This window comes from Actinomadura gamaensis (assembly GCF_042652125.1).
Taxonomy (GTDB): Bacteria; Actinomycetota; Actinomycetes; order Streptosporangiales; family Streptosporangiaceae; genus Spirillospora; species Spirillospora gamaensis.
Genome location: NZ_JBHSIT010000019.1, coordinates 26958 through 52985 on the forward strand (window position 1 = coordinate 26958; position 26028 = coordinate 52985).

24 protein-coding genes and 1 tRNA gene are annotated in these 26028 nt (G+C 69.8%); 2 read left to right on the forward strand and 23 right to left on the reverse strand.

Annotated features, from left to right (window positions below):
- Positions 1-28 precede the first annotated feature (28 nt).
- The 18 genes from ACFPCY_RS40700 to ACFPCY_RS40785 form a co-directional block, all read right to left on the reverse strand.
- Complete coding sequence (locus ACFPCY_RS40700) at positions 29-1480, reverse strand: MCE family protein (protein WP_378264820.1); 1452 nt, start codon at positions 1478-1480, stop codon at positions 29-31.
- Positions 1477-2766 (reverse strand): MCE family protein, encoded by a 1290-nt coding sequence (locus tag ACFPCY_RS40705; RefSeq protein ID WP_378264822.1) that lies wholly within the window; start codon positions 2764-2766, stop codon positions 1477-1479. Before ACFPCY_RS40705 ends, ACFPCY_RS40700 begins: the two co-directional genes overlap by 4 nt.
- A complete protein-coding gene (locus ACFPCY_RS40710; protein WP_378264824.1) occupies positions 2763-4028 on the reverse strand; it encodes an MCE family protein in 1266 nt (421 codons plus the stop codon). The genes ACFPCY_RS40705 and ACFPCY_RS40710 overlap by 4 nt, the downstream gene beginning before the upstream one ends.
- Before the next feature lie 21 nt (positions 4029-4049).
- Positions 4050-5120 (reverse strand): MCE family protein, encoded by a 1071-nt coding sequence (locus ACFPCY_RS40715; protein ID WP_378264826.1) that lies wholly within the window; start codon positions 5118-5120, stop codon positions 4050-4052.
- On the reverse strand, positions 5121-6158 hold the full coding sequence (locus ACFPCY_RS40720; RefSeq protein ID WP_378264828.1) for an MCE family protein: 1038 nt from the start codon (positions 6156-6158) through the stop codon (positions 5121-5123).
- Positions 6155-7525, reverse strand: coding sequence for an MCE family protein (locus ACFPCY_RS40725; RefSeq protein ID WP_378264830.1), 1371 nt, complete (start codon positions 7523-7525; stop codon positions 6155-6157). Before ACFPCY_RS40725 ends, ACFPCY_RS40720 begins: the two co-directional genes overlap by 4 nt.
- Positions 7526-7532: 7 nt before the next feature.
- The gene (locus ACFPCY_RS40730) at positions 7533-8381 is read right to left on the reverse strand and encodes an MlaE family ABC transporter permease (protein ID WP_378264832.1); all 849 of its coding nucleotides are present in this window, start codon (positions 8379-8381) and stop codon (positions 7533-7535) included.
- 2 nt (positions 8382-8383) lie between these two features.
- A complete protein-coding gene (locus tag ACFPCY_RS40735) occupies positions 8384-9277 on the reverse strand; it encodes an MlaE family ABC transporter permease (protein WP_378264834.1) in 894 nt (297 codons plus the stop codon).
- Positions 9277-10341, reverse strand: coding sequence for an ABC transporter ATP-binding protein (locus ACFPCY_RS40740; protein ID WP_378264836.1), 1065 nt, complete (start codon positions 10339-10341; stop codon positions 9277-9279). Before ACFPCY_RS40740 ends, ACFPCY_RS40735 begins: the two co-directional genes overlap by 1 nt.
- Before the next feature lie 680 nt (positions 10342-11021).
- Positions 11022-11411, reverse strand: coding sequence for a 50S ribosomal protein L7/L12 (gene rplL / locus ACFPCY_RS40745; RefSeq protein WP_378264838.1), 390 nt, complete (start codon positions 11409-11411; stop codon positions 11022-11024).
- A gap of 69 nt (positions 11412-11480) precedes the next feature.
- The gene (rplJ, locus tag ACFPCY_RS40750) at positions 11481-12083 is read right to left on the reverse strand and encodes a 50S ribosomal protein L10 (RefSeq protein WP_378264840.1); all 603 of its coding nucleotides are present in this window, start codon (positions 12081-12083) and stop codon (positions 11481-11483) included.
- A gap of 317 nt (positions 12084-12400) precedes the next feature.
- Positions 12401-13276, reverse strand: coding sequence for an SCO4651 family lipoprotein (locus tag ACFPCY_RS40755; RefSeq protein WP_378264842.1), 876 nt, complete (start codon positions 13274-13276; stop codon positions 12401-12403).
- Positions 13277-13430: 154 nt separating this feature from the next.
- On the reverse strand, positions 13431-14294 hold the full coding sequence (locus ACFPCY_RS40760; protein ID WP_378264844.1) for an SCO4651 family lipoprotein: 864 nt from the start codon (positions 14292-14294) through the stop codon (positions 13431-13433).
- Positions 14295-14531: 237 nt separating this feature from the next.
- The gene (gene rplA, locus ACFPCY_RS40765; protein WP_378264846.1) at positions 14532-15254 is read right to left on the reverse strand and encodes a 50S ribosomal protein L1; all 723 of its coding nucleotides are present in this window, start codon (positions 15252-15254) and stop codon (positions 14532-14534) included.
- A 160-nt stretch (positions 15255-15414) separates the two neighbouring features.
- Positions 15415-15843 (reverse strand): 50S ribosomal protein L11, encoded by a 429-nt coding sequence (gene rplK / locus ACFPCY_RS40770; protein ID WP_378264848.1) that lies wholly within the window; start codon positions 15841-15843, stop codon positions 15415-15417.
- 410 nt (positions 15844-16253) lie between these two features.
- Positions 16254-17201 (reverse strand): transcription termination/antitermination protein NusG, encoded by a 948-nt coding sequence (gene nusG, locus ACFPCY_RS40775; RefSeq protein ID WP_378264851.1) that lies wholly within the window; start codon positions 17199-17201, stop codon positions 16254-16256.
- Positions 17202-17377: 176 nt separating this feature from the next.
- Entirely contained in the window at positions 17378-17626 is a 249-nt protein-coding gene (secE, locus tag ACFPCY_RS40780) for a preprotein translocase subunit SecE (RefSeq protein WP_378264853.1), read from the reverse strand.
- A 102-nt stretch (positions 17627-17728) separates the two neighbouring features.
- A tRNA-Trp gene (locus tag ACFPCY_RS40785) sits at positions 17729-17801 on the reverse strand.
- A gap of 241 nt (positions 17802-18042) precedes the next feature.
- On the opposite strand from ACFPCY_RS40785, the gene ACFPCY_RS40790 reads away from it, so the two are divergent.
- Positions 18043-19254: a pyridoxal phosphate-dependent aminotransferase gene (locus ACFPCY_RS40790; RefSeq protein ID WP_378264855.1), complete on the forward strand. Its 1212-nt coding sequence runs from the start codon at positions 18043-18045 to the stop codon at positions 19252-19254.
- 710 nt (positions 19255-19964) lie between these two features.
- Positions 19965-21035, forward strand: a complete 1071-nt coding sequence (locus ACFPCY_RS40795; protein ID WP_378264857.1) for an adenosine deaminase — start codon at positions 19965-19967, stop codon at positions 21033-21035.
- Between the two features lie 313 nt (positions 21036-21348).
- Here the strand turns inward: ACFPCY_RS40795 and ACFPCY_RS40800 are convergent, their stop codons facing one another.
- The 5 genes from ACFPCY_RS40800 to ACFPCY_RS40820 form a co-directional block, all read right to left on the reverse strand.
- Positions 21349-22797 (reverse strand): DHA2 family efflux MFS transporter permease subunit, encoded by a 1449-nt coding sequence (locus ACFPCY_RS40800; protein ID WP_378264859.1) that lies wholly within the window; start codon positions 22795-22797, stop codon positions 21349-21351.
- Positions 22798-22886: 89 nt separating this feature from the next.
- Positions 22887-23507 (reverse strand): TetR/AcrR family transcriptional regulator, encoded by a 621-nt coding sequence (locus tag ACFPCY_RS40805; RefSeq protein ID WP_378264861.1) that lies wholly within the window; start codon positions 23505-23507, stop codon positions 22887-22889.
- Between the two features lie 175 nt (positions 23508-23682).
- Positions 23683-24753 carry a UDP-N-acetylmuramate dehydrogenase gene (locus ACFPCY_RS40810; protein ID WP_378264863.1) on the reverse strand — a complete coding sequence of 357 codons (1071 nt, stop codon included), beginning with the start codon at positions 24751-24753 and terminating at the stop codon, positions 23683-23685.
- A 194-nt stretch (positions 24754-24947) separates the two neighbouring features.
- Positions 24948-25373, reverse strand: coding sequence for a MaoC/PaaZ C-terminal domain-containing protein (locus ACFPCY_RS40815; protein ID WP_378264865.1), 426 nt, complete (start codon positions 25371-25373; stop codon positions 24948-24950).
- Positions 25373-25810, reverse strand: a complete 438-nt coding sequence (locus ACFPCY_RS40820) for a MaoC family dehydratase N-terminal domain-containing protein (RefSeq protein WP_378264867.1) — start codon at positions 25808-25810, stop codon at positions 25373-25375. The genes ACFPCY_RS40815 and ACFPCY_RS40820 overlap by 1 nt, the downstream gene beginning before the upstream one ends.
- Between the last annotated feature and the right edge of the window lie 218 nt (positions 25811-26028).

The following is a 26028-nucleotide window of genomic DNA, read 5'->3' on the forward strand; positions in this document are numbered from 1 at the left end:
GGGTTTGCTCCCGGCCCGCGCCGGGCGGTCACTTCCCGCCCATCAGGGGGCCGAGCAGGAGCATCTTCCAGGAGGCGTCCCCGAGGAGGCGCTGCTGTCCGCCGGTGTTGCCGATGCCGTAACGGCGGCCGTCGGGCCCGTAGACCACACCGGTCGATGGATCGTACCCGGCCAGTTCGACCGTCCCGGACGTCGGAACGTTGATGCCCGTGAGCCGGCCCATCGGGCTCGGCGCGGAGCCGCCGGCGGCGGTCGCCTTGCCGCCGTCCTTGCCCGACTCGCCCGCCGCGTCGGACGACTTTCCTGCGGCGGGGAAGCCCGCGCCGTCGGTCGCGCCAGGCGGAACCTGCGGGACGGGCTCCAGCGCCGACTTCGGGAAGTTCCGGGCGCCGCGCACGTCCGAGGGCGAGTTGTGCGGCGCCTTGCAGCCGGTGTTCAGGTCGGGCATCCGGTCGCGGGTGTCCTGGGGCCAGCGGTGCGGGGTCTTCTCGTAGCCCGTGGTGCAGGGGGGCGGCGAGTCGATGTTGAGGGCGAGGCCGAGGTGCTGGGTGCCGTCGCCCGGCATGACGGTGAACACGCCGGCCAGCGTCACCGGGTAGAGGATCATCAGGGACCGCAGCCCGGCCCGGCGGGCGGCGATGATCTGCCCGGTGGTGGTCAGGTTGGCCAGCAGCACCGGCAGGGTGGGCGCGAGGTCCTTGATGGTGCCGTCCGCCTGGGTGATCGCGCCGGGGGCGGCGGCGATGTCGTCGCGGATCGCGGCGTCGTTGTCCCGGAGGGTGGCGGTCAGGTCCTTCAGGTTGGCGGCGAAGCCGCGGATGTTCGCGCCCTCGGCGGCCTGCGTGTCGAGGACGACGCGGCTGTTGTCGAGCAGGGCCTTGGTGTCCGGGTAGGCCTTGTTCGCCGTCTTCAGGATCCGGTCGGTGTCGTCCAGGATCTTCTGCAGGTCGGTGGAGGTGCCGGAGAACGCCTTGTCCAGCTCGTCCACGATCGTGCCGAGGTTCTTCGGGTCGACGGACCCGACGAGCTGGTCGACGTTGCGCAGCAGCTCCGCGGTGGACACCGGGATCTTCGTCAGCTGGCGCGGGATCGTGTACGGCTTGCCCTGGTCGAGGTAGGGACCGCTGTCGCGGCTCGGCTCCAGGTCGATGTACTGCTCGCCGACCGCCGACCGGTTCGCGACGATGGCGGACGTGCCCTCGCGCGGGATGCGGTGCTTCTTGTCGAGCAGCAGCTTGACCTTGATGCCGTCCTGGGTGAGCTGGATCGGCCCGACGCGTCCGACCGGAACGCCCCGGTAGGTGACCTCGGCGTTGGTGAACACGCCGCCGGAGTCGCTCAGGTCCACGTAGGCCACGTACTGCTGGCCCAGCGCCTTCTTGCCGAAGCCGATGTAGTTCACCGACACGATCGTGATGCCGATGATCGTGATCAGGGCGAACGCGATGAGCTGGATCTTGACGCCGCGCTTCAGGATCACGAGAGCCCCCCGGTCATCAGCGTGTGCAGGTCGTTCGGGCCTTCGAGGGCCTTGGGCTTGGGCTTGCCGCCCTGCCCGCCCTGGCCCCCGCCGCCAGTTCCACCGGTGCCGGTGCCGCCGGTGCCGCCGAGCCCGGGCAGGCCGCCGCTGGACGGCATCTGCGGCAGGATGCCGAGCGGCGTGCGCGGCAGCGTCACGTTCGGGACCTTCAGCATCGAGCGCATCTGCTGGCCGCCCGCCAGTCCCTCCAAGTCGGTGCCGCCCAGCAGGTTGTGGGCGATGTTCTGGAAGTCCAGGTCGAGCGTCAGCCGGACGTTGCCGTAGTCGCCGCGGATGACGTTGCCGAACGTCGGCGCGAACGGGTAGCTCAGCAGCGTCTCCAGGTTGCGCGGCAGGTTGTCGCCCGCCTTGTTCAGGTTGCGCAGCAGCGGGTCGAGCGCCTTCAGGTTGGCGAGCAGGTCGTCGCGCGACTGGGTCACCACGCTGGTGGTCGTGCGGCTGAGCTTGTCCAGCGCGACCAGCATCTCGGTGAGGTCGGCCCGGTTCTCCTTCAGCACGGTGATCGCCGGGCCGGTGGTGTCGATGGTCGCCTTGATCGTCTTGCGCTCGGCGGCCAGCTTGGTGGTGAGCCGGTCCAGCGAGTCCAGCGCCTTGGTGATCGCCGGACGGTTCCGGTCCAGCGTCCCGACGAAGGTGTTGATCCGCTGCAGCACCGAGCGGATCGTGGACTCGCGGCCGCTCATCGCCGCGTTCAGCTCCCGGGTGATCGTGGTGACCTGCTCCAGCCCGCCGCCGTTGAGCAGCAGCGACATGGCCGAGAGCACCTCCTCGATCTCCGTCGAGCGGGTGGTGCGCGACAGCGGGATCACCGCGCCGCTGGTCAGCTCCCCGCGGGCGGGCTCGCCGACGGGCGGCTCGTCCAGCTCGACGAACTTCTCGCCGAGCAGGGAGGTCTGGCCGATCCGGGCGTAGGCGTTCTCGGGCAGCTTCACGTCCGAGCGGACCTTGAGCGTGACCAGCGCGTGCCAGCCCTCCTGCCCGCCGCCGAGCTGGATCTTGTCGACCTTGCCCACCGAGACGTCGTTGACCTTGACCACCGACTGCGGGACGAGGTCGAGCACGTTGCCGAACTCGACCTTGACCGTCCGCGGGTGGGAGCCGAGGTCCGGTCCGCCGGGCAGCGGGATCGAGTCGACGCCGCGGAAGGAGCAGCCCGACAGCGCCGCCGCGGCCGCGAGCGCGATCGCGCCCAGCCGGACCGGCGTCCGGAACGACCGGCGGGTCATCGGGTACCTCCCGGCAGCAGGGCGGTGAAGTCGCGCTTCTTCGTGGACGGCTGCCCGGTCTTGCCCTTGGCCGAGGCGTTCTTCGCCTTGGTCTTGGGGTCGGGGCGCTCCTCGCCGGGGCCGTAGGCGTCCGGCGGGATCGGGACCGGGTCGTAGTGCGTGGTCAGCGCCGTGATCCAGGACAGGTCGAGGCTGAGGCCGGTGAGGGCCTTGCCGATGCCGTTGTAGGGGCGGACGAAGTCCAGGCACTGCTTGGGCGGCGTGCCGACCGAGTAGGCCAGCGAGCACACCCAGTCGGCCAGGTCGTGGAACTGGCGCAGGTCGGCCCGGTTGTGGATGGTGCCGCTGATCGGGTCGTAGGCGCGGGCCAGGTTGTTGATGGCCAGCGGCGCGACCGCGAGCAGCTCGGCGAAGGAGTCCTTCTCCTTGACCAGGGTGCCGGTGACCTGCGCGAGCTGCCGGACGTTGGTGGACAGCCCGTCCCGGTTCTGCTTCACGAACTGCTGGACGTTGCGCAGCGTCGGGCCGAGCGTGCGCAGCGCGGCGGTGAGGTCGTCCTTCTCCCCCGCGAGCTGCCCGGACACCGAGTTCAGGTGCCCGGCCAGGGACTGCACCTGGCCGTCGTTCTCGCGCAGCGTGTCGGTGATCACCCTGAGGTTGGCGATCGTCTTGGCCACGTCCTCGCGGTCCTGGCTGAGCGTGCTCAGCGCCTTGGACGAGTCGTGGATGGTGGAGTTGATGTCGTCGCCGGTGCCCTGGAGGGTGTCGGCGCCGGTCTGGAGCAGCCGGGACAGCGCGCCGTCCTTGTTGGCGCCCTGCGGCCCGAGCGCCTTGCTGAGGTCGCTCAGGCTGGAGCCGACCTCGTCCACCTCGACCGGCACCTGGGTGCGGGCGGTGGTCAGGGTCGTCCGGTCGGGCAGCGTCGCGCCGCCCTTGTAGACGGGGGTGAGCTGGACGTACCGGTCGGCGACCAGCGTCTGGTTGACGATGACCGCGAAGGCGTCGCTCGGCACCTTGTACTTGGCGTCGTAGGTCATCTCGACCTTCACCGACGGCCCGACCGGCTGGACCTTGGTCACCTTGCCGACCGGGATGCCGAGGATCCGCACGTCGGCACCCTTGTAGAGGCCGACGCTGCGGGTGAAGTACGCCGTCACGTGCTTCTGCTTCGGCTCGCGCAGCAGCAGCACGACCGCGGCCGCCACGACGGCGAGGGCGAGTACCGCCCCGCCGATGCGGAGGATCAGTCCTGAGTTACGCACGGTGTACCTGCCTGGTCGCGATCACGGGAGGAACGGCAGCGGGTTGTTCTTGCCGCCGCCCGGCTGGCCGTTGCCCGGCTGGCCGTTGCCGGTCTGGCCGGTGCCCTGCCGACCGGTTCCGGACGGCGGGTTCTTGATGGACGCCGGAATCGGGAGCAGGTTCTGGATGTAGCTGTCGAACCAGCGCCCGGTGCCCGTGACGTCGGAGAACTGCCGCGCGTACGGGGTGAACAACTTGATGATCTTGTCCAGGTTGTCCTGGTTGCGGACGAGCAGCGCGGTCACCCGGCCGAGGTTGTCGAGCATCGGCTTGACCTGCGCCTGGTTCTCCCGGATCAGGGCGTTCACCTGCTCCGACAGCGCCACGGTGTTCACCAGCAGCTGGTGGATCACCGTCCGCCGCGCCTGCACCGCCGCCAGCACCTTGTCGCCGTCCTGGATGAGCTTGGCGAAGTCCTGGTTGCGGTCGGCGAGGATCTGCGACACGTCCTTGGCCTTGCCGGCCAGCTCGTGCAGCTGGTCGTCGCGCGAGGCGACGGTGTTGGACAGCCGCTTGAGCCCGTCGAGCGAGGCCCGGACCTCGGGCCCGGAGTTCTTGAACGTGTCGGACAGGACGTTGAACGACTTGGCGACCTGCGCGTAGTCGATCTGGCTGATCTGCTGGCTGAGCTGGCTGATCGCCGGGACGACCTCGAACGGCGTGGCCGTCCGCTCGATCGGGATGTTCCTGCCGAGCCGGCCCGAGCCGCGCGGGTCGAGCGCCAGGAAGTGCGAGCCGAGCAGCGTCTTGATCTTGATCTCGGCGCGGGTCTGGTCGCCCAGCCGGACCCCGTCGTTCACCCGGAAGGTGACCTTGACGTGGTCGCCCTGGAGCGACAGCGCCTCGACCTTGCCGACCTTGACGCCCGCGATCCGCACCTCCTCGTCCGGCTTCAGCCCGGCGGCCTCGGCGAACGAGGCGGTGTGGGTCGTGCCGCCCGCGACGAACGGGATGCTCTCCAGGTTCATCGCGACGACCAGCGCGACGATGATCACGGCGAACGCGGTGAGCCCGATGGGGACCGGGTTGCGCTCCCGGAACGGGATCCTCATCTACTTGCACCTCGCGTTCTCGTTCACGATCGCCGGGGTCTGGTAGACCGGACCGCCCGGCAGCCGCACCCGCGCGTCGAGGCCGCAGATGTACATGTTGAACCACGAGCCGTAGGACGAGATGTTCACCATCCGCTGCAGCCGCAGCGGACTGCGCTGGAACAGCGTGTTCAGCGCGTCCTGGTTCTGGTCGAACGTGGTGGCCAGCCGGCGCAGCCCCGCGATGTCGTCCTTCAGGTCGGGCCGCGCGTCCTTCAGCAGGTCGGCGGTGGTGCCGGTGAGGCCGTTGATCGCGTCCACCGACTGGAAGATCGCCTCCCGGTCGTTCGCGAGCCCGCTGACCAGCGAGCGCAGGTCGCCCACGATGCGCTCCACCTGCTGGTGCCGCTCGTCGATCGTGCCGAGCACGCTGTTCAGGTTCGTGATCACGTCGCCGATGACCTTGTCCCGGTCGGCGAGCGTGTTCGTCAGCGACGCGACATGGGTGAGCAGGCTGTTCACCGTGCCGCCCTCGCCCTGGAGGGTCTGCACGATCTCGAACGCCAGCTTGTTGACCTCCTGCGGCTCCAGCGCCTTGAACAGCGGCCGGAACCCGTTGAACAGGACGGTCAGGTCGAGCGCCGGGTGCGTCTGCGCCGCCGGGATCGTTCCGCCCGGACGGAGCATCTGCCCGACGTTCCCCGGCCCCTCGGTCAGCGAGAGGTAGCGCTGCCCCATGAGGTTGCGGTACCGGACGTTCACCTGCGTGGACGAGGGCAGCCCGGCCGCGAACACGCCGCCCTTCTCCACCGAGAAGGTGACCTCGGCCTGGTTGTCCTTCGTCAGCCTGATCTTCTCGACCTGGCCGACCCGGACGCCCGCGACGCGCACGTCGTCCTTGTCGAGCAGCCCGGTGACGTCGGTGAACAGCGCCTTGTAGCTGCGCGTGTCGGCGAACCGCAGGTTGCTGATCGTCATCGCCAGCACGCCGGTGGCCAGCGAGGTGAGCACCACGAAGATCACCAGCTTGATGCCGGCGGAGAGCGTCCTGCCTCTCATCGGACGGTCACCACCGATCCCTGCATGAGCGGGCCCCACCACAGCTGGACGGCGTCGGTGACCTGGTCCGCGGGGGTGTGGGTGGCCGGCCCGACGATGCTCTTGATCTTGTCCTTCTCAGTCATCGAACCCGGGTCCACGAAGACGTCCGACACGGCCCGGCCGCGCCCGCCGGCTCCGCCGGTGGTGGAGCCGTTGGCGGGGTCGGGGTTCTTCCACCACAGGTCGTCCTCTGTTCCGTCCCGCGCGAGGTAGTCGGGGAAGGGGACCTTCGGGTTCGGCAGGTTGTAGCAGCGGGGGCCGCGCCGGTCCTTGGCCTCGGGGAGGTCGAGCGGGTACTTGTACGCCGGGCGCGGCTTCACGATCTCGATCGTGAGGTTGAAGGTGGTCGAGCCGTTGCCGCCGCCGACCCGCTCCAGCTCGGGCTTGATCTTCTCCAGCGTGTCGAACACGCACGACAGCGACGGCGAGTAGTAGGACAGCAGCTCGAGACCGGGGCGGCTGGCCGCGTTCACGCCGATGATCTTCGGCCCGTTGTCCTGCATGAACCGGGTGCCGTCCTTGGCGAACCCGGTGACCATCGGGATCAGGTCCTCGATCTGCTGCTGCTTGTCGGTGATCGTCTTGCTGGTGACGTTGAGGTTGCGCAGCGCCTGCATGAGGTCGGGCGTCGCGTCCGCGTAGACGTCGGACGTCGCCGCCAGCCCGTTCAGGTCGTGCACGAGCGTGCCGAGCTGCGGGTTGACCTTGCCGAGCAGGGAGTCGGCCTCCTCCAGGTCGCGGCCGATCTGGTCGCCGCGGCCCTGGAGCGCCGTGGCCAGCGCGTTCAGCGTCGTGTTCAGCTTCTCCGGCCGGACGGCCTGGAGTAGCGGCAGCAGCTTGTCGAGCACCTGGTCGATCTCGACCGCGGCCTGCGACCTGTCCTGCTGGATCACCTGGCCGCGCTTCAGCCCGAACGGGCCGGGCTGCGCGGGGATCTCCAGGTCGACGTACTTCTCGCCGAACAGCGTCTTCGGCAGCAGCCGCGCCTGGACGTTGTCCGGGATGAGCTTGGCCTTGTCCGGGTCGAGCGCCAGGTCGAGGGTCGCGCCGTTCGCCGTGGCGTGCGATCCGCGCACCTCGCCGACGATCAGGCCGCGGACCTTCACGTCCGAGTGCGGGAGCAGCTGCAGACCGGCGCGCGCGCCCTCCACCCGCACCTTCAGGACGGGCGTGAAGGCCTTCTCGTAGAAGCCGACGGTGAGCACGCACAGCAGGATGATCACGACGATCATCGACAGGCCGAGCAGCCGGTAGCGCATGCGCTGGCTGAGGCCGGTGCGCCGGGGGGCGCCCGGCGCGGGGGCGGGGGTGGCGGGGGTGGTCATCGCCCGGTCACCCCGCGATCCGGACGTTCATGTTGGAACCCCAGATGGCCATGCCGAGCAGCAGGTCGGCCACGTTGATCACCACGATGCTGGTGCGCACCGCACGGCCGACCGCGACGCCGACGCCCGCGGGGCCACCGCTGGCGTTGTAGCCGTAGTAGCAGTGGATGAGCATCACCAGCACCGAGAAGATGATGACCTTGCCGAACGACCACAGGATGTCGTTCGGTGGCAGGAACAGATGGAAGTAGTGGTCGTAGGTGCCGGTCGACTGCCCGTAGAACAGCGTGACCACGATCCGGGTCGCGCCGTAGGACGCCAGCAGGCCCACCACGTACAGCGGGATCACCGCGACCATCCCCGCGATCATGCGGGTGGTCACCAGGAACGGCATCGACGGGACCGCCATGACCTCCAGCGCGTCGATCTCGTCGGAGATCCGCATCGCGCCGAGCTGGGCGGTGAACCCGCAGCCGACCGTAGCCGACAGCGCCAGCGCCGACACGAGCGGCGCGATCTCGCGGGTGTTGAAGTAGGAGGCGACGAATCCGGTGAAGGCCGAGACGCCGATCGTGTTCAGCGAGTTGAAGCCCTGCAGGCCGACCTGCGATCCGGTGAAGAACGTCATGAACCCGACGATCACCACCGAGCCGCCGATCACGGCGAGGCCCCCGGTGCCGAGCGACACCTCGGCGAGCAGCCGCAGCACCTCGGTGCGGTAGCGGCGCAGCACCCGGAACGTCCAGGCGAACGCCCGGACGTAGAACGACATCTGGTGGCCGAAGTCGTCCAGCCGCGACAGCGGCGCGTTGACGGCGGTCCTGACGGCCCTTCCCGTCCTTCCTTGGGCGGCCATGCTCACATGCCCTTCGACGGGACGAACTGGAAGTACAGCGTGGAGATGATGAAGTTCTCCACGAACAGCAGCATGAAGGTGATGACGACGGTCTGGTTGACCGCGTCGCCGACGCCCTTCGGGCCGCCCTTGGCGTTCAGGCCCTTGTAGGCCGCGACGAGCCCGGCGGTGATGCCGAACACGAACGCCTTGAACTCGGCCTGGAGCAGGTCGGGCAGCTGCGCGATGGCGTTGAACGACGCCAAGTACGCGCCCGGCGTGCCGTTCTGCAGCATCACGTTGAACACGTAGCCGCCGACCAGGCCGACGACCGACACCAGGCCGTTGAGGAACAGCGCGATGAACGCGCAGGCGAACATGCGCGGGACGACCAGGCGGTGCAGCGGGTTGATGCCCAGCACCTCCATCGCGTCGATTTCCTCACGGATCTTCCGCGAGCCGATGTCGGCGCACATCGCCGACCCGGCCGCGCCCGCGACCAGCAGCGAGGTCACCAGCGGGCTGGCCTCGCGGACGATCGCGACCACCGCCGTCGCGCCGGTGTAGGACTGCGCGCCGAGCTGCCGGATCAGCCCGCCGACCTGCAACGACAGGATGCCGCCGAACGGGATCGCGACCAGCATCGTCGGCACGACCGTCACGCTGACGATGAACCAGGACTGCTCGATGAACTCGCGCCACTGGAACGGCCACTTGAAGATCGCGCGGAGGGTGTCCAGGCAGAGGGCGAAGAACCGGCCCGGTTCCTTGACGGCGACGTTCACCGCGCCGTCGGAGATCTTGCGGAGCGCGGCACCGCCGCCGCCTCCCCCGGCGCGCCGCGTGCGCCGGGGGGTTGAACTACCCGAGGGGGACGATCCCCCGATGCCCCCCGGGGTGAAGCCGTCGGTCGTCATCAGTACGCGGCACCGCCCGGTCCGGGTGCGGGGGGCGGGAACGCCGGGCCGCCGGGCGCGCCCGCGCCCTGACCGGCCTGCATCGACGCGACATAGCGCGGCCACTCGTCCACCCAGTTGCGGCCGAGCTCGTCGATGAACGAGCCGGGCGGCGGGGTGACGCCGTGCGCCGCGCACCAGGCGCCGGGCGCGTGCTGGCCGCGCCGGACCAGCCCGTTGCTGGGCATCTGCTGCGGCGGGATCGGCGGCAGCTTGCCGGAGTCGAGGCCCATCTTGGCCTCGGCCTCCAGCTCGGAGGCGTCCTTCTCCTCCGACATGCCGATCGGGCCGACCTTGCTGGCGTTGAGGAACTGCCGGACGACCGGCTCCTCGCTCGACAGCAGCATCTCGCGGGGACCGAACATGGCCAGGTGCCGCTGGTACAGCAGGCCGATGTTGTCCGGCACCGTGCGCGCGGTGTTGATGTCGTGGGTGACGATCAGGAACGTGCAGTCGAGCTGCGCGTTCAGGTCGATGAACACCTGGTTCAGGAAGGCGGTGCGGACCGGGTCGAGGCCGGAGTCCGGCTCGTCCACCAGCAGAATCTCCGGGTCGAGCACGAGCGCGCGGGCGAGCCCGGCGCGCTTCTTCATGCCACCGGAGATCTCGCCGGGCAGCTTGCCCTCGGCGCCCATCAGGCCGACCAGGTCCATCTTCTCGAGCACGATCCGCTTGATCTCGGACTCGCTCTTGCGGGTGTGCTCGCGCAGCGGGAAGGCGATGTTGTCGAAGAGGTTCATCGACCCGAAGAGCGCGCCGTCCTGGAAGAGCACGCCGAACAGCTTGCGGGTCTCGTAGAGCTGGTGCTCCGGGAGGTAGGGCAGGTCGCGGTCGCCGATGTAGATGTGGCCGCGGTCGGGCTTCAGCAGGCCCACCAGCGACTTCAGGAAGACCGACTTGCCCGTGCCGGAGGGGCCCAGCAGGACGGAGATCTCTCCTGCGGGGATGCTCAGCGACACGTCCTGCCAGATGACCTGGCGGCCGAAGGACTTGGTCAGCCCCTCGACTCTGATCTCGACGCCCACTCGTCACCTTTCGTCCAGGCCGGGGGAATCCGGAACCAATGAGCGAGTAGCACTCAGGCGGGGTGCGGTCCCGCGCCGCCGCGCCGCGGACGGGATCGCCTTGCTGTTGTCTGGTTGTGTGTCTGTCCGCCGGCGCTGCCTGTCGTCTCGGCCGGGCCGCCGGGCGCCGCCGCCGTGACATCCGCCGTGACGTCAGGTGCCGGAGCGGTTATTACCCTCCGGTAGCTGTGGCGGGTGCCACTACCGTAGCGGTCCGCGCCCGAAATGGAAGAGGCGCGGGCCCGTTGGGGCGACAAAAAGCGACGTCGTAAGACAATCGTTACTTACGTCGCCGGTGAGACTACTGGTCCGAGAACCAGCACTTCAAGGCGGGTGTCGGCGGGACGACCGGGACCGGCCGAGGCTCCTGCGATTCCCTTGACGATCGAAACGCTACGCGCCGTGCGAGAAGCCGCACAACCGGTGCGCTCACTTGTGGATAACTTCCGGCGCGCGAAACGCGCACCTCCTGCGCACGCCGACGGGACGCCGGTTACAGCGCGTCAACACCGTCCGGGCGCCTGTCCGGGGCGCCGTCCGGACGTCGTCCGCAGCCTGTGGAAAAGCGGCGAGGCGGCCGCCCCACCGGAGTGGGACGACCGCCTCGCGCGAGAAGACTCTGGGAAGAGTCCTGGAGGGTCCTACTTGACCGAGACCGTGGCGCCGGCCTTCTCCAGGGCCTCCTTGGCCTTGTCGGCGGTCTCCTTGTTGACCTTCTCCAGCAGCGGCTTCGGCGCGCTGTCGACCAGGTCCTTGGCCTCCTTGAGGCCGAGCGAGGTCAGGCCGCGGACCTCCTTGATGACCTGGATCTTCTTGTCACCGGCGGCCTCGAGGATGACGTCGAACTCGTCCTTCTCCTCGGCCTCGGCGGCCGGGGCGCCGGGGGCACCCGGGGCGGCGGCGACGGCGGCGACCGGCGCGGCGGCCTTGACCTCGAAGGTCTCCTCGAACTCCTTGACGAACCCGGAGAGCTCGAGAAGGGTCATCTCCTTGAAAGCGTCGAGCAGCTCTTCGGTGCTGAGCTTCGCCATGTTTCTTCCTCCGCTATGGCTTGGTACGTGTGGTCAGTGATGACCGCGGGTCTCAGTCCGGACGGACCGTTACTCGGCGGGCGCCTCGTCGGCGGCTGCCTCGGCCGGAGCCTCGGCGGCGGCGTCGGCGGCCGGAGCCTCGGCCGTCTCGCCGGCCTCCTCGCGCTTGGCGCGCAGCGCCTCGGCGAGCTGGGCCGCCTTGGTCGGCAGCGCGTTGAACAGGGCCGCGGCGTTGGCCATGGACGCCTGCATCGCGCCGGCGAGCTTGGCGAGGAGAACCTCGCGGGACTCGAGGTCCGCGAGCTGGTTGATCTCGGAGGCGTCCATCGACTTGCCGTCGATGAAGCCGCCCTTGATCACCAGGAGCGGGTTGGCCTTGGCGAAGTCACGCAGGCCCTTGGCGGCCTCGACCACGTCGCCCTGGACGAACGCGATGGCGGACGGGCCCTCAAGAAGGTTCTTGAATTCCTCGTCCAGACCGGCGTCGTTCGCGGCGATCTTGGTCAGCGTGTTCTTCACCACGGCGAACTTCGCGTTCTCGCCGAGGTTGGTGCGCAGCTCCTTGAGCTGGGCGACCGTGAGCCCGCGGTACTCGGTCAGCACGGCGCCGTTCGAGCTCTCGAAGTCGTTCTTGAGCTCGGCGATCGCCGTGGCCTTGTCGGCCTTAGCCATGGGCCTCCTTCCGATTACCTTGGGTGGGAAGCCGCCGGGGCGAAGAAAGCAGAAACGCCCCGGCGTAGGCGCACGGGGCGTCGGGCACGACCACGGAGGGACATGCGGGAAGCTCTCGTCTCACCTACGCGGGCCGCTCGTCCCCCGACGGATCGGGTTCCGAGTCCTTCGGCCGTCCACTGCGCGAGCAGAGGACGACGACCGGCGGTCTTCGGCAGTGCACAGACTACGTGCCGGAGACCGCCGATGCCAAATCGCGCGGGCGAAGCGGCCCCGTCCCGTCCCGGAGGGACGGAGTGCCCTGGAGGGACGGAGGATCAGTCGCCGGGGGCGCCCTGGGTGAGCAGCTTGGGCATCTTGCCGACCTGGGAGGCGGGCGGCGCGGTGACCGCGACCGGGGTGTTCCAGCCGGTGTAGGTGACCGTGGTGTTCATCTTGGTGGACGCGTCGTCCGGCGTCCGCATCACGATCTTCGCCGGGAGCTTCTGGCCGTCCACCCACAGGTCGAACGCCATCGACTGGACGCCGAGCTTCTGGAAGGACTCCTGCCGCGACTGCCGCTGCGCCTCGGGCAGCTTGGCCAGCATCTCCTGCACCGAGACCGTGCCCTGGTAGTGCGTCGTCTGGACGCCGTTCACCGTCTCCTTGCCGACCTCGTGCACGTCCTTCGACGCGGTCAGCTGGTCGACCTGCTGGGTCGGGTCCGACTGCTTCTGCTGCTGGAGCAGCTTGTCGAAGTTCTGCCCGACCGCGCTCCCCAGGTCGGCCGTCGACAGGCGCACCCACGGCTTGCCGTGCGTGAGCTGCGCGAACATCGGCGACTTCATGAAGATGTCGTGGCCGACCAGCACCATCTCCATGCCGGACGCCTGCCCCGGCATCGACTTGCCGCCCATGTTCATCGAGTCGATGTCGATCCGGAACGCGGGCTCGGGACGCAGCTTGGCCGCCATCCGCATGTGCATGGTGACCGCGTCCGACGTCCCGGGCGCGGTGACCTCGGTCTGGATCTCGCCCTTCACCGACTGGACCTGCGCCGTCTTCGCGGACGTGTCGCGCACGGCGGCGGCCGCGAGCACGACGGCCTTGCCGCCGCCCGCCTTGTCGTCGCCTCCTCCGGAGCCGAGACATCCGGTCAGGGACAGGACCAGCCCGGCCGAGACGGCGGTTCCGGCGGCGAGACGACGTTTCATGAACTTGCTCCCTTTCGGTGATCTCCACTGGGGGCCGTGGGATCCGGCACTATACGGGAGATCACCGAGGGGAGCGTCATCGGTTCGCGGCCCCTCCGCCGGAGGACGCGGGCGGGCGCAGCGGCGAGGGGTGCGGAGGGGATGTGCGGTCAGGTCAGTTCTTGTGCCCGAACAGGCCCTGGAGCGAGAGCTCGCCGACCTGGTCCGACGGCGGGGCGCTGACCTTGAAGGACTTGCCGTAGTCGCGGTACAGCACGGTCACCGTGCCGGTGTCGCCGTTGCCCCCGGTGCCCTTGGTGACCATCTTGCGGGGCAGGTTGGACGAGTCGACCCACAGGTCGAAGTTCATCTTCTTGTCGGAGTTGGCGGCCTTGTCGAGCCACTTCTGGGCGTCCGCGCGCTGCTGGGCGTTGAGCTGCTGCAGCGCCTCCTTCACCGTCACGGTGCCCTGGTAGTGCGTGGTCTGGACGCCGTCCACCGACTCGCCGCCGACCTTGCGGACGTCCTTGGACGCGGTGAACATCTTGGTCTGCTCGGCCGGGTCGACCTGCTGGATCTGGTTGATGATCCCCCTGATGTCCACCCCGGACTGCTGCTGGGCCTGCGCGACGCTGATCTTCACCCACGGCTTGCCGCCGCCGACGAACTGGCTGAACTGCTGCGGCACCTTGGCGTACAGGGTGTCCCCCGTGAAGATCGCCTGGCCGCTCAGCCCGGACAGGGACTGCCCGCCCTTGGACGCGTTGTCGAGCGTCGCGTTGAACTGCAGCGTCGGACGCAGCCGGAACTGCCCGGTCGCGTGCACGGATCCGCCCTTGGCGGAGTCGGTCGCGGTCAGGTCGGCCTTGAACGTGTCGGCCTGACCCGTCTTCTCTGACGCCTTGGCCACGGCTTCGGCCGCGGTGAGCTTGATGTCACCGGTGGTGCCGCCTTTCGTGCCCGTCCCGCCACATCCGGACAGGAGAAGGACGGCACCGGCGGAGGTCACGCCCGCGGCCACGGCGATTCGGCGCTTCATGGAAAGGTGCCTCCTAGGTCTCACTGCTTGACGACCTTCAGTCTGCGCGGGACCGCCCGCCGCCACATCCCCCGGTGGTACGAAGAGCCGCGCCTCCGGTACGACCACGGGCGTACCCCACTTGGCCATCATGTGCCGATTTCGTGGAGATATGCGAAAGGACGCCCCCGGTTGTCCGGGGACGTCCTCTCAATGCCTCTCAGCGCCTCACCTCACCACTCAGCGGCCTCGGCCACCTCAGGCGGCGGAGTCCTCCAGCTCGGCGGCGAGGTTGCGGACCGCGTTCGGGTCGACCTGGATGGACGGGCCCATCGAGGTGGTGAACGCGGCCTTCTTCACGTACCGGCCCTTGGCCGCGGACGGCTTGAGCCGCATGATCTCCTCGATCGCGGCGGCGTAGTTCTCCACCAGCTGCAGCTCGGAGAAGGACGCCTTGCCGATGATGAAGTGCAGGTTCGCGTGCCGGTCGACACGGAACTCGATCTTGCCGCCCTTGATGTCGGTGACGGCCTTGGCCACGTCCATGGTGACGGTGCCGGTCTTCGGGTTCGGCATCAGGCCGCGCGGACCGAGCACCCGGCCGAGGCGGCCGACCTTGCCCATCTGGTCCGGGGTCGCCACGACCGCGTCGAAGTCCAGGAAGCCGCCCTGGATCCGCTCGATCAGGTCGTCCGAGCCGACGATGTCGGCGCCGGCCTCGCGGGCCTCGTCCGCCTTCGCGCCACCGGCGAAGACCAGCACGCGGGCGGTCTTACCGGTGCCGTGCGGCAGGTTGACGGTGCCGCGGACCATCTGGTCGGCCTTGCGCGGGTCGACGCCCAGGCGCAGGGCGACCTCGACGGTCGCGTCGAACTTGGTGACCGCGGTCTCCTTGGCCAGCCGCACGGCGGCGGCCGGGCTGTAGAGGCGGTCCTTCTCGATCTTCTCTTGGGCGTTGCGGTACGCCTTGCTGCGCTTCATGTTCCCTCCCTGGGGACTCGTGGTCCGGGCCGCGCAGCGACCCTGCCACTGACTTCGGTGACGTCCGTGCCCGCGCGGGCGGTCTCCCACCCGCGCGGACGCGGACGCTTCGTGCGATCCGGCGCGCCACCCGCGACGGGCCCGCACCGGACGACGAGTGCTACTCGACCTCGATGCCCATGGACCGGGCGGTGCCGGCGACGATCTTCTCGGCGGCGTCCAGGTCCTTGGCGTTCAGGTCGGGCATCTTGGTGGTGGCGATCTCGCGGATCTGGTCGCGGGTCACCTTGCCGACCTTGGTCTTGTGCGGCTCGCCCGAGCCCTTCTCGATGCCCGCGGCCTTCAGGATGAGCTGCGCGGCCGGCGGGGTCTTGGTGACGAAGGTGAACGAGCGGTCCTCGTAGATCGTGATCTCGACCGGGATCACGTTGCCGCGCTGGGCCTCCGTGGCAGCGTTGTACTGCTTGCAGAAGTCCATGATGTTGACGCCGTGCGGACCGAGCGCGGTACCGACGGGCGGCGCCGGGGTCGCCTGGCCGGCCTGCAGCTGGACCTTGACGATGGCGGCGATCTTCTTCTTCGGAGGCATGCGCCCTCCTCTGTCCCGTGTCGCGGTGGCCTCGACTCCCGTGGGCACGGGCAACACGGCGACCGGGACTAGCCCGCCGTGTAGAAGCCAGGAAAGGCGGCTCCGTCATTCCGACCAGGGCCGCGCCTCGGGGCCGTCCGCCTTGGGGCGGTGCGAACCGAGGAGTGTGGGACCCGTTCGTGTCGTCCGGAGCCTTCCCCGCCGTGGCGGGGCCGACCAGCAAGTCTAAGCGATCCGCCGAGTCGCCTCGTCCACGCCCGCGAAATCCCCGGTCCGGGCGCCGAGAGCAACAGCCCGTCCTCGCTGGAGCGCGAAGAGAGCGGACTTGCGGATGGAAAAGCGGACTTGCAGGTGGAAAGCGGAACGCTCCCGGCCGGAGGACGGCTCGGGAGCGTTCGCGTGAGGCTTCGTCAGATCTTGGAGACCTGGTTGAAGGAGAGCTCGACCGGGGTCTCGCGGCCGAAGATCGAGACCAGCACCTTGAGCTTCTGCTGCTCGATGTTGATCTCGTTGACGGTGGCCGGGAGGGTGGCGAACGGGCCGTCCATGACGGTGACCGACTCGCCGACCGAGAAGTCCACCGTGCTGGCGATCTTCGCGGTCTCCTTGGCCTTGGTCTCCGGGGTCTCCTCCGGCTCGGGGGCCAGCAGCTTGGCGACCTCGTCCAGGCTCAGCGGGGACGGCTTGTTCGACAGGCCGACGAACCCCGTGACGCCCGGCGTGTTGCGGACCGCGGCCCACGACTCGTCGGTCAGCTCCATCCGGACCAGGATGTAGCCCGGCAGGACCTTCTCGTTGACCTTCTGCCGCTTGCCGCTCTTGATCTCGGTGACCTCGTGCTGAGGGACCTCGATCTGGAAGATGTAGTCCTCCATGTTGAGCGTCTGGGTGCGGGTCTCGATGTTGGTCTTGACCCGGTTCTCGTACCCCGCGTAGGAGTGCACGACGTACCAGTCGCCCGGCTGGAGCCGGAGCTGCATCTTGAAGTCGGCGTAGGGGTCGGCGGGCGGCCCGGCCGGAGCCTCGTCCTCGCCGTCCTCGTCGGAAGCGGCCTCGTCGGAAGCGGCCTCGTCGGAAGCGGCCTCGTCGGAAGCGGCCTCGGCGTCCGCGGACGGGGTGTCCCCGGACTCGGCCCCGGATTCGGCCTCGGACTCGACGTCGGTCCCGGCAGCGGCGTCCGCGGCGTCGTCGGAGGCTTCCGCGACGTCGTCGCCCTCCGCGGCGGCGTCCTCGACGGCCGGGACGTCCGCGACGCCGGCGGGCGCGTCAGGCGTCTCGTCCGTCGGCTCGGCCGCGGCAGCCGCAGCGGACTGGGCCTCTTCGATGGCCTCGTCGTGGGGCTGTGAGGACTCGGACACGGTGCTGATCCTTCTTCTCTCGGACTGGCTTGGCTGGAGTTTTCCGGCGGTGGACCGGACGCGGGGGGCTGGTCGGCTCTGTTCGCTGCTGACGCGGACCGCACGGGCGGTGCCGGAGCGTCACGGCTCCGGCGGCGCGAGCACGCGCGGGGCGTGCGCCGCGCGGTCGGCGCGGATCAGCCGAAGAGCCAGAACACGCCCTTCTGCAGACCCCAGTCGATGCCCGCGACCAGCGCGACCATGACCAGCACGAAGACCAGGGAGACCGTGGTGTAGGTGATCAGCTCACGGCGCGTCGGCCAGATGACCTTGCGCAGCTCGGCGATCACCTGGCGCACGAAGAGGGCAGGAGTCGTCCGCTTCGGGGCGGAACCCGACTTGCCCTCGTCCTTGGCCGCGGCCTCGCCGCGCGTCTCAGTCGCCATTGTGCCGCCGTTCACCTCATAGGTCGTGTTCAACCACGTCGTGGTTGTTCGCGCGGACCCCGGCAGCCCGTGGCCGCGCGGGGAAGCGCGCACCGCACCTCGCAGGGCAGGAGGGACTCGAACCCCCAACCGCCGGTTTTGGAGACCGGAGCTCTACCAATTGAGCCACTGCCCTTCAACGCCTCCCGGAGGAGACACCCGGCCCTCGCGGACCGGTTCGTGCCGGCACCAGCTTACGGCTTGTGCGGACATGGCCGTATCCCGGTGACGCGTCACTAGGCAGTGGAGTCTACGGCCCCGGACGCCCTCCCGTCGAACCGGAAACCGAAAACCGTCCCGGCATGTCTCCGGGAGCAGCGGGAACGGCTGCGGATATCCCGCTGAAGTCGTGGCCCGGCCTCGGTAACGTTACGGACATGAGCACTGAGCGTCCCCGCATCTCACGCCGCATCGCCGCGATCTCCGAGTCCGCCACCCTGGCCGTCGACGCCAAGGCCAAGGCGCTGAAGGCCGCGGGCCGCCCGGTCATCGGGTTCGGCGCGGGCGAGCCCGACTTCCCGACGCCCGACTACATCGTCGAGGCGGCCGTGACCGCGTGCCGGGTGCCGCGGTTCCACAAGTACACCCCCGCCGGCGGACTGCCGGAGCTGCGCGAGGCGATCGCCGAGAAGACGCTGCGCGACTCCGGTTACCGGGTGGACGCCGCTCAGGTGCTGGTGACCAACGGCGGCAAGCAGGCGGTCTACGAGGCGTTCGCGACGCTGCTCGACCCGGGCGACGAGGTCATCGTCCCCACCCCGTACTGGACCACCTACCCCGAGTCGATCAAGCTCGCGGGCGGCGTCCCGGTGGACGTGGTGGCGGACGAGACCACCGGCTACCGGGTCACCGTCGAGCAGCTGGAGGCCGCCCGCACCGACCGCACCAAGGTGCTGCTGTTCGTCTCGCCGTCCAACCCGACCGGCGCGGTCTACTCGCGCGCCGACATCGAGGCGATCGGCCGCTGGGCCGCCGAGCACGACCTCTGGGTGATCACCGACGAGATCTACGAGCACCTCGTCTACGGGAACGCCGAGTTCCACTCGATGCCGGTGGTCGTGCCCGAGCTCGCCGACCGGACGCTCGTGCTCAACGGCGTCGCCAAGACCTACGCGATGACCGGCTGGCGGGTCGGCTGGCTGATCGGCCCGAAGGACGTGGTGAAGGCCGCCGCGAACATGCAGTCGCACGCCACGTCCAACGTGGCGAACGTCTCCCAGGCCGCCGCCCTCGCCGCCGTGACCGGCGACCTGTCCGCCGTCGCCGAGATGCGCAAGGCCTTCGACCGCCGCCGCCAGACGATGGTCCGGATGCTCAACGACATCCCCGGCGTCCTGTGCCCCGAGCCGGAGGGCGCGTTCTACGCCTACCCCTCGGTCAAGGAGCTGATCGGCAAGGAGATCCGCGGTAAGCGCCCGCAGTCCTCCGTCGAGCTCGCCGCCCTCATCCTGGACGAGGTCGAAGTGGCGCTCGTCCCCGGCGAGGCCTTCGGCACCCCCGGCTACTTCCGCCTTTCCTACGCCCTCGGCGACGACGACCTCGTCGAAGGCGTCTCCCGAGTCGCCAAGCTCCTCAACGAAGCCCACTGACCCGGGGCCCCGGCCCGGCGCGACCGGACACGCCACCCGAAAGCGCCACCACCGAAACCGGGCTCCTCCCCCGCAGAAGCCTCGCCGCAAGGGGCGTCCCCCACCCCGGACGCCCCCAACGGCTCCCGTCCCAGCAGTAACGCCACCGCGAACCCACAAGCCCGGCTCCGCCACCGCACACGCCCTGCGATCCGCACGTCCTCAACGGCACCCCGCTGCGCGGCTCCCGCACGACGCTCGGCTTCCGCACGTCTCTAACGCCTCCCCCCATGCACTGAGGCCCGAAGTGCTGAGGTACGAGGCCATCCCCCAGCCCCTCCTGCCCAGCCCGCTGCCGCGCCGGCCATCACCCCACCGCACCGCGTCCCCACCGCACCGCGTCCGCACCGCACCGCGTCCCCACCGCGTCCGCACCGCACCGCGTCCCCACCGCGTCCGCGTCCCCACCGCGACCGAAAATGTCGGGGTGATTCGGGGTGATGTTGCGCACACGGCTCCGGCCATCTCCCGCTTCATCGGAACGAGTCGCATTTGGGCGCTTACCGCCCTCCCGTCCGTCGAAATGAGGATTCAGACGGGCGCGGGTGTCCCACCTGGCCGGGAAAGGATCATGGGACGCATGGTCGCAACGGGTCATGACAGGTAGTCCGGACTGATGGTCCTGGTGAGCCGGTGGTTTCGGACGGGCCGGGATCCGGCAACATTGGCACATGGAGGCCCCTACCACGTCCGTCGCGTCCCCGCTGGTCGAGTCCCGCCGTCCCCGTCCGGTGGCGGCACTGCCCAAGGCTCACCTGCACCTGCATTTCACCGGCTCCATGCGCCACTCCACCCTGGTGGACCTCGCCGGCAAGTACGGCGTGCACCTGCCGGACGCGCTCGTGGAGGACTGGCCGCCCCGGCTGCGCGCCACCGACGAACGCGGCTGGTTCCGCTTCCAGCGCCTCTACGACATCGCCCGGTCCGTCCTGCAATCCCCGGACGACCTGCGCCGCCTGCTCCACGAGACCGCCGAGGACGAGGCCGCCGAGGGGTCGGGCTGGCTGGAGATCCAGGTGGACCCGAGCGGTTACGCGTCCCGTTTCGGCGGCCTGACACCGACCGTCGAGCTGGTCCTGTCGGCCGCCCGCGAGGCGGAGGAGGCGACCGGCGTGGGCATCGGCGTCATCATCGCCGCGAACCGCACCAAGCATCCCCTGGACGCCAAGACCCTCGCCCGCCTCGCGACCCGCTACGTCGGCCGAGGTGTCGTCGGTTTCGGTCTCTCCAACGACGAACGCCGGGGGCGTGCCTACGACTTCGAGGGCGCGTTCCGCATCGCCAAGCGCGCGGGTTTGCTGTCCGTCCCGCACGGCGGCGAACTCCTGGGCCCCGCCAGCATCCGCGAATGCCTGGAAACCCTCGAAGCCGACCGCATCGGTCACGGCGTCCGCGCGGTCGAGGACCCCCTGCTCCTCTCCCGCATCGTCGACCGGGGCGTGACCCTGGAGGTCTGCCCGGCCTCCAACGTCAGCCTCGGCGTGGCGTCCACCCCGTCCGACGTCCCCCTGCGCCCTCTCTACGAAGCCGGCGCCCACCTGGCCCTCGGCGCCGACGACCCCCTCCTCTTCGGCTCCCGCCTCGCCCGCCAGTACGAGCTGGCCCGTGAAGTCCACGGCTTCACCGACCCCGAACTGGCCGACCTGGCCCGCCACTCCATCCAGGCCTCCGCCGCCCCCGAGCCCCTCCGCACCCGCCTTCTGTCCCAGGTAGACGACTGGCTAGCCAAAACCCCCGAATAACCCGCCTACCCTCCTCCCCTGAAATCCTCCGTTCTCCATTCTTCTCGTCGTAGTCCCTCACTCCCCCATCCCCACTCTCCTGCCAGCCCGATCCCCGAGGGCCCGCCCTCACCGCCCGCCCCCAGCAAGGACGCGCCAAGACCACGGCCCTGGCAAGGCAGTGATGCTGGCACGTCCTTGCCCTAGCAATGCGGCGATGCACGCGTCCCCGCCCCCGCCCTTGCCGGCCCGCCCCTCGCGCGACCGTCCTCGCGCGACCGTCCTCGCGCTTGGGTTCGGGACGTCCCGCTTACGGGTGGTGGGTGCCTTGGTTTCAGGTAGTGGTGACTGATTCGGGGCTCGGGAGTTGGGGGCTGGGAGTCGTGGAGGCGGGGGCGGGTTGGGATGGGGATTGGGCGGCGGGGGCGGGGTTGCGGGGGATGGCCAGTGCGGTGATGGCTGCGGCGGTCAGAATTGCCACGGCCGTCCAGAGGACGGTGGTGACACCGGTGGCGAAGTGGTGCGGGGTGGTCATGTCGCCGGTGGCGGAGAAGATCGCACCCAGGACGGCCACGCCCAGGACCGTGCCCAGCTGGCGGCTGATGTTGCTGATGCCGGACGCCACGCCCGTCTGCGCGGCCGGAGCCGAGGACAGGACGAGCCGGGTGACGGGGGCGAAGAACAGGCCCATGCCGGTGCCCGCCAGGACGAAGCCGGGCACGAGGTCGGCGTAGTCGAAGGTGGGGGCGATGTAGGCCGCCAGCCAGGCCAGGCCTCCGGCCTGGAAGAGCAGGGCCAGGGTGATCACCGTCCGGGTGCCCAGGCGGGACGCCAGCGGAGCGGTGAGCGGGGCCACCAGAAGCGGCATGGCGGTCCAGGGCAGGGTGCGGACGCCCGCCTCCAGCGGGGACATGTGGCCGATCATCTGGAGGAACTGGATGAGCACGAACGTCACGCCGAACATGCCGAACGACATGGCGAGGCTGATGAGGTTCAGCACGCTGAAGCCGCGGGAGCGGAACAGGCTGAGGGGCAGCATCGGGTGCGGAGTGCGCGCCTCGTGGACGACGAAGGCGACCAGCAGGGCAAGGCCCGCGACGGCGGGGAGGAGCACCTGAGCGCTCGTCCAACCGTGCTCGTTGCCGCGGACGAGGCCGAGGACGACGCCGAGCAGGCCGAGCGTGACCAGGACGGTGCCGATCGGGTCGAGACGCTGCGCGGGGCCGCGGCTCTCAGTGAGGAAGCGCGGGGCGAGGGCGAGGACGAGCAGCCCGGCGGGGACGTTGATCCAGAAGATCCACTCCCAGGTGGCGTACTCGGTCACGGCTCCGCCGACGACCGGGCCCAGGGCCACGCCGAGGCCGCTCATCACGCTCCACGCGGCGAGGGCGGCGGCCCGCCGGGCGGGCGGGACGGCGTGGGCGAGCAGGGTGAGGGTGAGCGGGGCGAGGATCGCGCCGCCGACGCCCTGGACGGCCCGGGCCGCGATGAGCACGCCGATGCCCGGAGCGAGCGCCGCCGCCGCGGACGCCAGCGTGAACAGGGCCAGGCCGATCATGAACAGGCGCCGGCGGCCGTGCCGGTCGGCGACGGCCGCCGCGGGCAGCAGCAGGACGGCGAAGGTGAGGGTGTAGGCGTTCACCGTCCACTCCAGGCCTTCGAGGCCGGTGCCCAGGTCGGCGCGGATGGCCGGCAGCGCGTTGGTGACGATGAGGTTGTCGAGGGTGACCATGAACAGCGCGATGCCCGTCACCACGAAGGTGCGTAGTGCATGAGATCTCATGACGCTTCCTAGATTAGTTATCAGTCACTAACTTGAAAGGGCGTAAAAACGCGCGTCGCCAGGCGCGCTGATTCGATCGACGGTGGCGCCTACCCCTGCTCGGCGACGGCGGCGGGTTCGGACTCCCCAGAAGAGGAAGAGCGGTCGGCGGCGAGGCTTCCCGCCCTGACCTCGTGCGGATGGTGGGACCATTCGACCAGGACGTTCGGGAGCCGCTCCCCCGTGTCGCACGGGATGTCGAAAGCGGTCAGCACGTTCAGCAGCATGCCGACGGAGACGAAGCGCATGACCTCTTCGGGCGTCTCGCCCGAGAGCTCGCCGATCGCCCGCCAGAGTTTGGCCCACTTGGCGTTGCCGAGGGCGCGGAGCTGGGGGTCGTCCACCGCGGCGGCGTAGATCTGCAACTGGAAGCGGAGCAGGGTCGGATCATCGGCCAGGATGCGGCGGTAGCGCTGCCCCATGGCGGTGAGCGCCTCGGCCCCGTACAGCCCGCCGGCCGCCTCGCGCATCGCCAGCTCCATGTCGTCGAAGCAACGTTCGGCGGCGGCGAGGAAGAGCGCGCGCTTGGAGGGGAACAGCCGGAACAGGTAGGGCTGGGAGACCCCCACCCGCTCGGCGATCGCCGCGGTGGAGGTGCCCTCGAAGCCGCTGCGGGCGAACTCGGCCATGGCGGCCCTGATCGTCTGCTCGCGGCGCTCTTCGGCACTCATCCGTGGACTCATGGAACCGAAGTTAGTGGTCGATCACTAAGTTCGTCAAACCGATCCCGGCCACACTCTCCTACCGTTTCGGTTAGGTGATCATCTGCGACCCGACGAGAGCCCAACCCCTGAGTCGGCCGAGAGCGTCGCCGACCAGGTCAGAGCCCGGCGACGCCCGAAATGCTCAGAGAGTCACGCCGACGAACACCGGCTCGTTGACCAGTTCCACGCCGAAGGCCGCGCGCACGCCGTCCCGCACCTCGCGGGCGAGGGCGAGGAGGTCCGCGGTGCTGCCGCCGTCCGGATTGGTGAGAGCGAGGGTGTGCTTGGTAGAAATGCGCGCGCGCCCGCGTGCGTGCCCCTTGGCGAAGCCCGCGCGATCGATGAGCCAGGCAGCGGACGTCTTCGTGCGCCCGTCGCTCTCCGGGTAGCGTGGGAACGTCGCATCGGGGCCGAGGCGTTCCGCGACGTGCCGTTCCAAAGAAGCGAGAGACGGCGCGTCCAGGATGGGGTTGGTGAAGAACGATCCAGCGCTACGCGTGTCGGGGTCGGACGGGTCGAGGACCATGCCCTTGCCACGGCGCAGTTCGAGGACGGCGTCCCGCGCTTCCTTCAGCGGAACGCGCGCGCCCGGTTCCACGCCCAAGCGGCGCGCGAGTTCCGCATAGGCGATCGGCTGGGAGTCGTCGGACTCGCGCAGCGCGTAGGTCACGCCGAGAACGACGTAGCGATCCGGCGTCTGCTTGAAGAGGCTGTTGCGGTAGGTGAAGCGACACTCGTCCCGGGAGAGGGTCACGGTCGTCCCCGTCCGCCGGTCGTACGCGCGAACCTCGACGATCGTCTCCGAAACGTCCTGCCCGTAGGCGCCGACGTTCTGGATCGGCGTCGCGCCCACGCGTCCGGGAATGCCGGAGAGGCACTCGACGCCGGCGAGGCCGTCGGCGACGCAGCGCGCCACGAACGGCTCCCACTCCTCACCCGCCTGCACGCGCATGAGGACGCGGCCGTGGCTGTCGGTGACCTGCTCCGCGCCACGCGTCCCGACGTGGACGACCGTCCCGGAGAAGCCCTCGTCCGACACCACCAGGTTGCTGCCGCCGCCGAGCACCAGGACCGGCTCGCCGTCCGCGTCCGCCTCCCGGACGGCGTCGACGACCTCGGCCTCGGTCGTGGCCTCGACGAACCGCCGGGCCGGACCGCCGAGCCGCAGCGTCGTGTATCCGGCCAGGTTCACCTCTTCAGCGAACACCGCCACGTGGTGTCTCCCCTCCCCTGCGCGCGCATGAGCCGGGGGCGGCCACCCGCCCCCGGCTCATGTGTACCGTACTCGTGCCCCTCGTCCCGCCTCAGGCGGCTCAGCGCCGTCCGCGTCCGGCGAGCGGCAGCGTTAAGCGGCCCCGTCCAGCACCGCCGACCAGCGGTGACGGCGTAAACCAGGCGAGGCGTGGATCAGGCGAGCTTGACGACGGCCTTGGCCCGGGTGAGGACCTTCTGGCCCGCCGAGCGCGCCGTCAGGGCGATGACGACCGTGTTGTCGTCCCGCTTCTCCTCGATCTTCCCGGTCAGCTCCAGGTCGGCGCCGCCCTCGTCGGGGACCACGACGGGCGCGGAGAAGCGCACGCCGTAGTCCACGACCGCGCCGGGGTCGCCCGCCCAGTCGGTCACGTAACGGCCGCCCTGGGCCATCGTGTACATGCCGTGGGCGATGACGTCCGGCAGGCCGACCTTCTTGGCGAAGCTCTCACGCCAGTGAATCGGGTTGAAGTCGCCGGACGCGCCCGCGTACATGACGAGGTTCGCGCGGTCGACGTGGTAGGTCTGCGCGGGCAGTTCGTCGCCGACGTTGACCTCGTCGAACTTCACCTTGGCGGTCATCAGGCACCCCGCTCCACGATCGTGTTGTACGACTTGCAGACCAGCTCGCCCTCGGTCGTCGTGACGTCGGTGACGATGTCCACCTTCTCGTTGTTGCCGATCGCCCTGATCTCGGTGATCGTCGAGGTGCAGGTGACCACGTCGCCCGCGCGCACGGGACGCACGTACTCGAAGCGCTGCTCGCCGTGGACGACCATCGCGAAGTTGATGCCGAGGCCGGGGTCGGCGAGCGCGCTGCCGCCGAGGGAGACCACGATCGGGAAGGTGGGCGGCGCGATGACGTCGGGGTGCCCGGCGGCGCGGGCGGCCTCCGGGTCGCGGTAGACGGGGTTGGGGTCGCCGATGGCGTCCGCGAACTCCCGGATCTTCACCCGGCTGACCTCGTAGGGCTCGCTGGGCGGGAACGTCCGCCCGATGAAATCACGGTTGATCGCCATGCACTCCGTCCTTCTCGCTCGCGTGCGGACCCCCTCGCGGACGGACTCCCCGGTGGAGTCCGAGGGCTCGCGCGCGGGAAGCCCTTGCCGGGGCTCGTGCGCGCGGGGTCCGCAGGCGCCCGCGCCCAAGCGCCCGCTTACCGGTCTCGCTCCGGGACGGTAACAGAACGACGTTCAGCCCGCCCTCGCGGGTATGGCGAGGACGGGCTGAGGCGCGT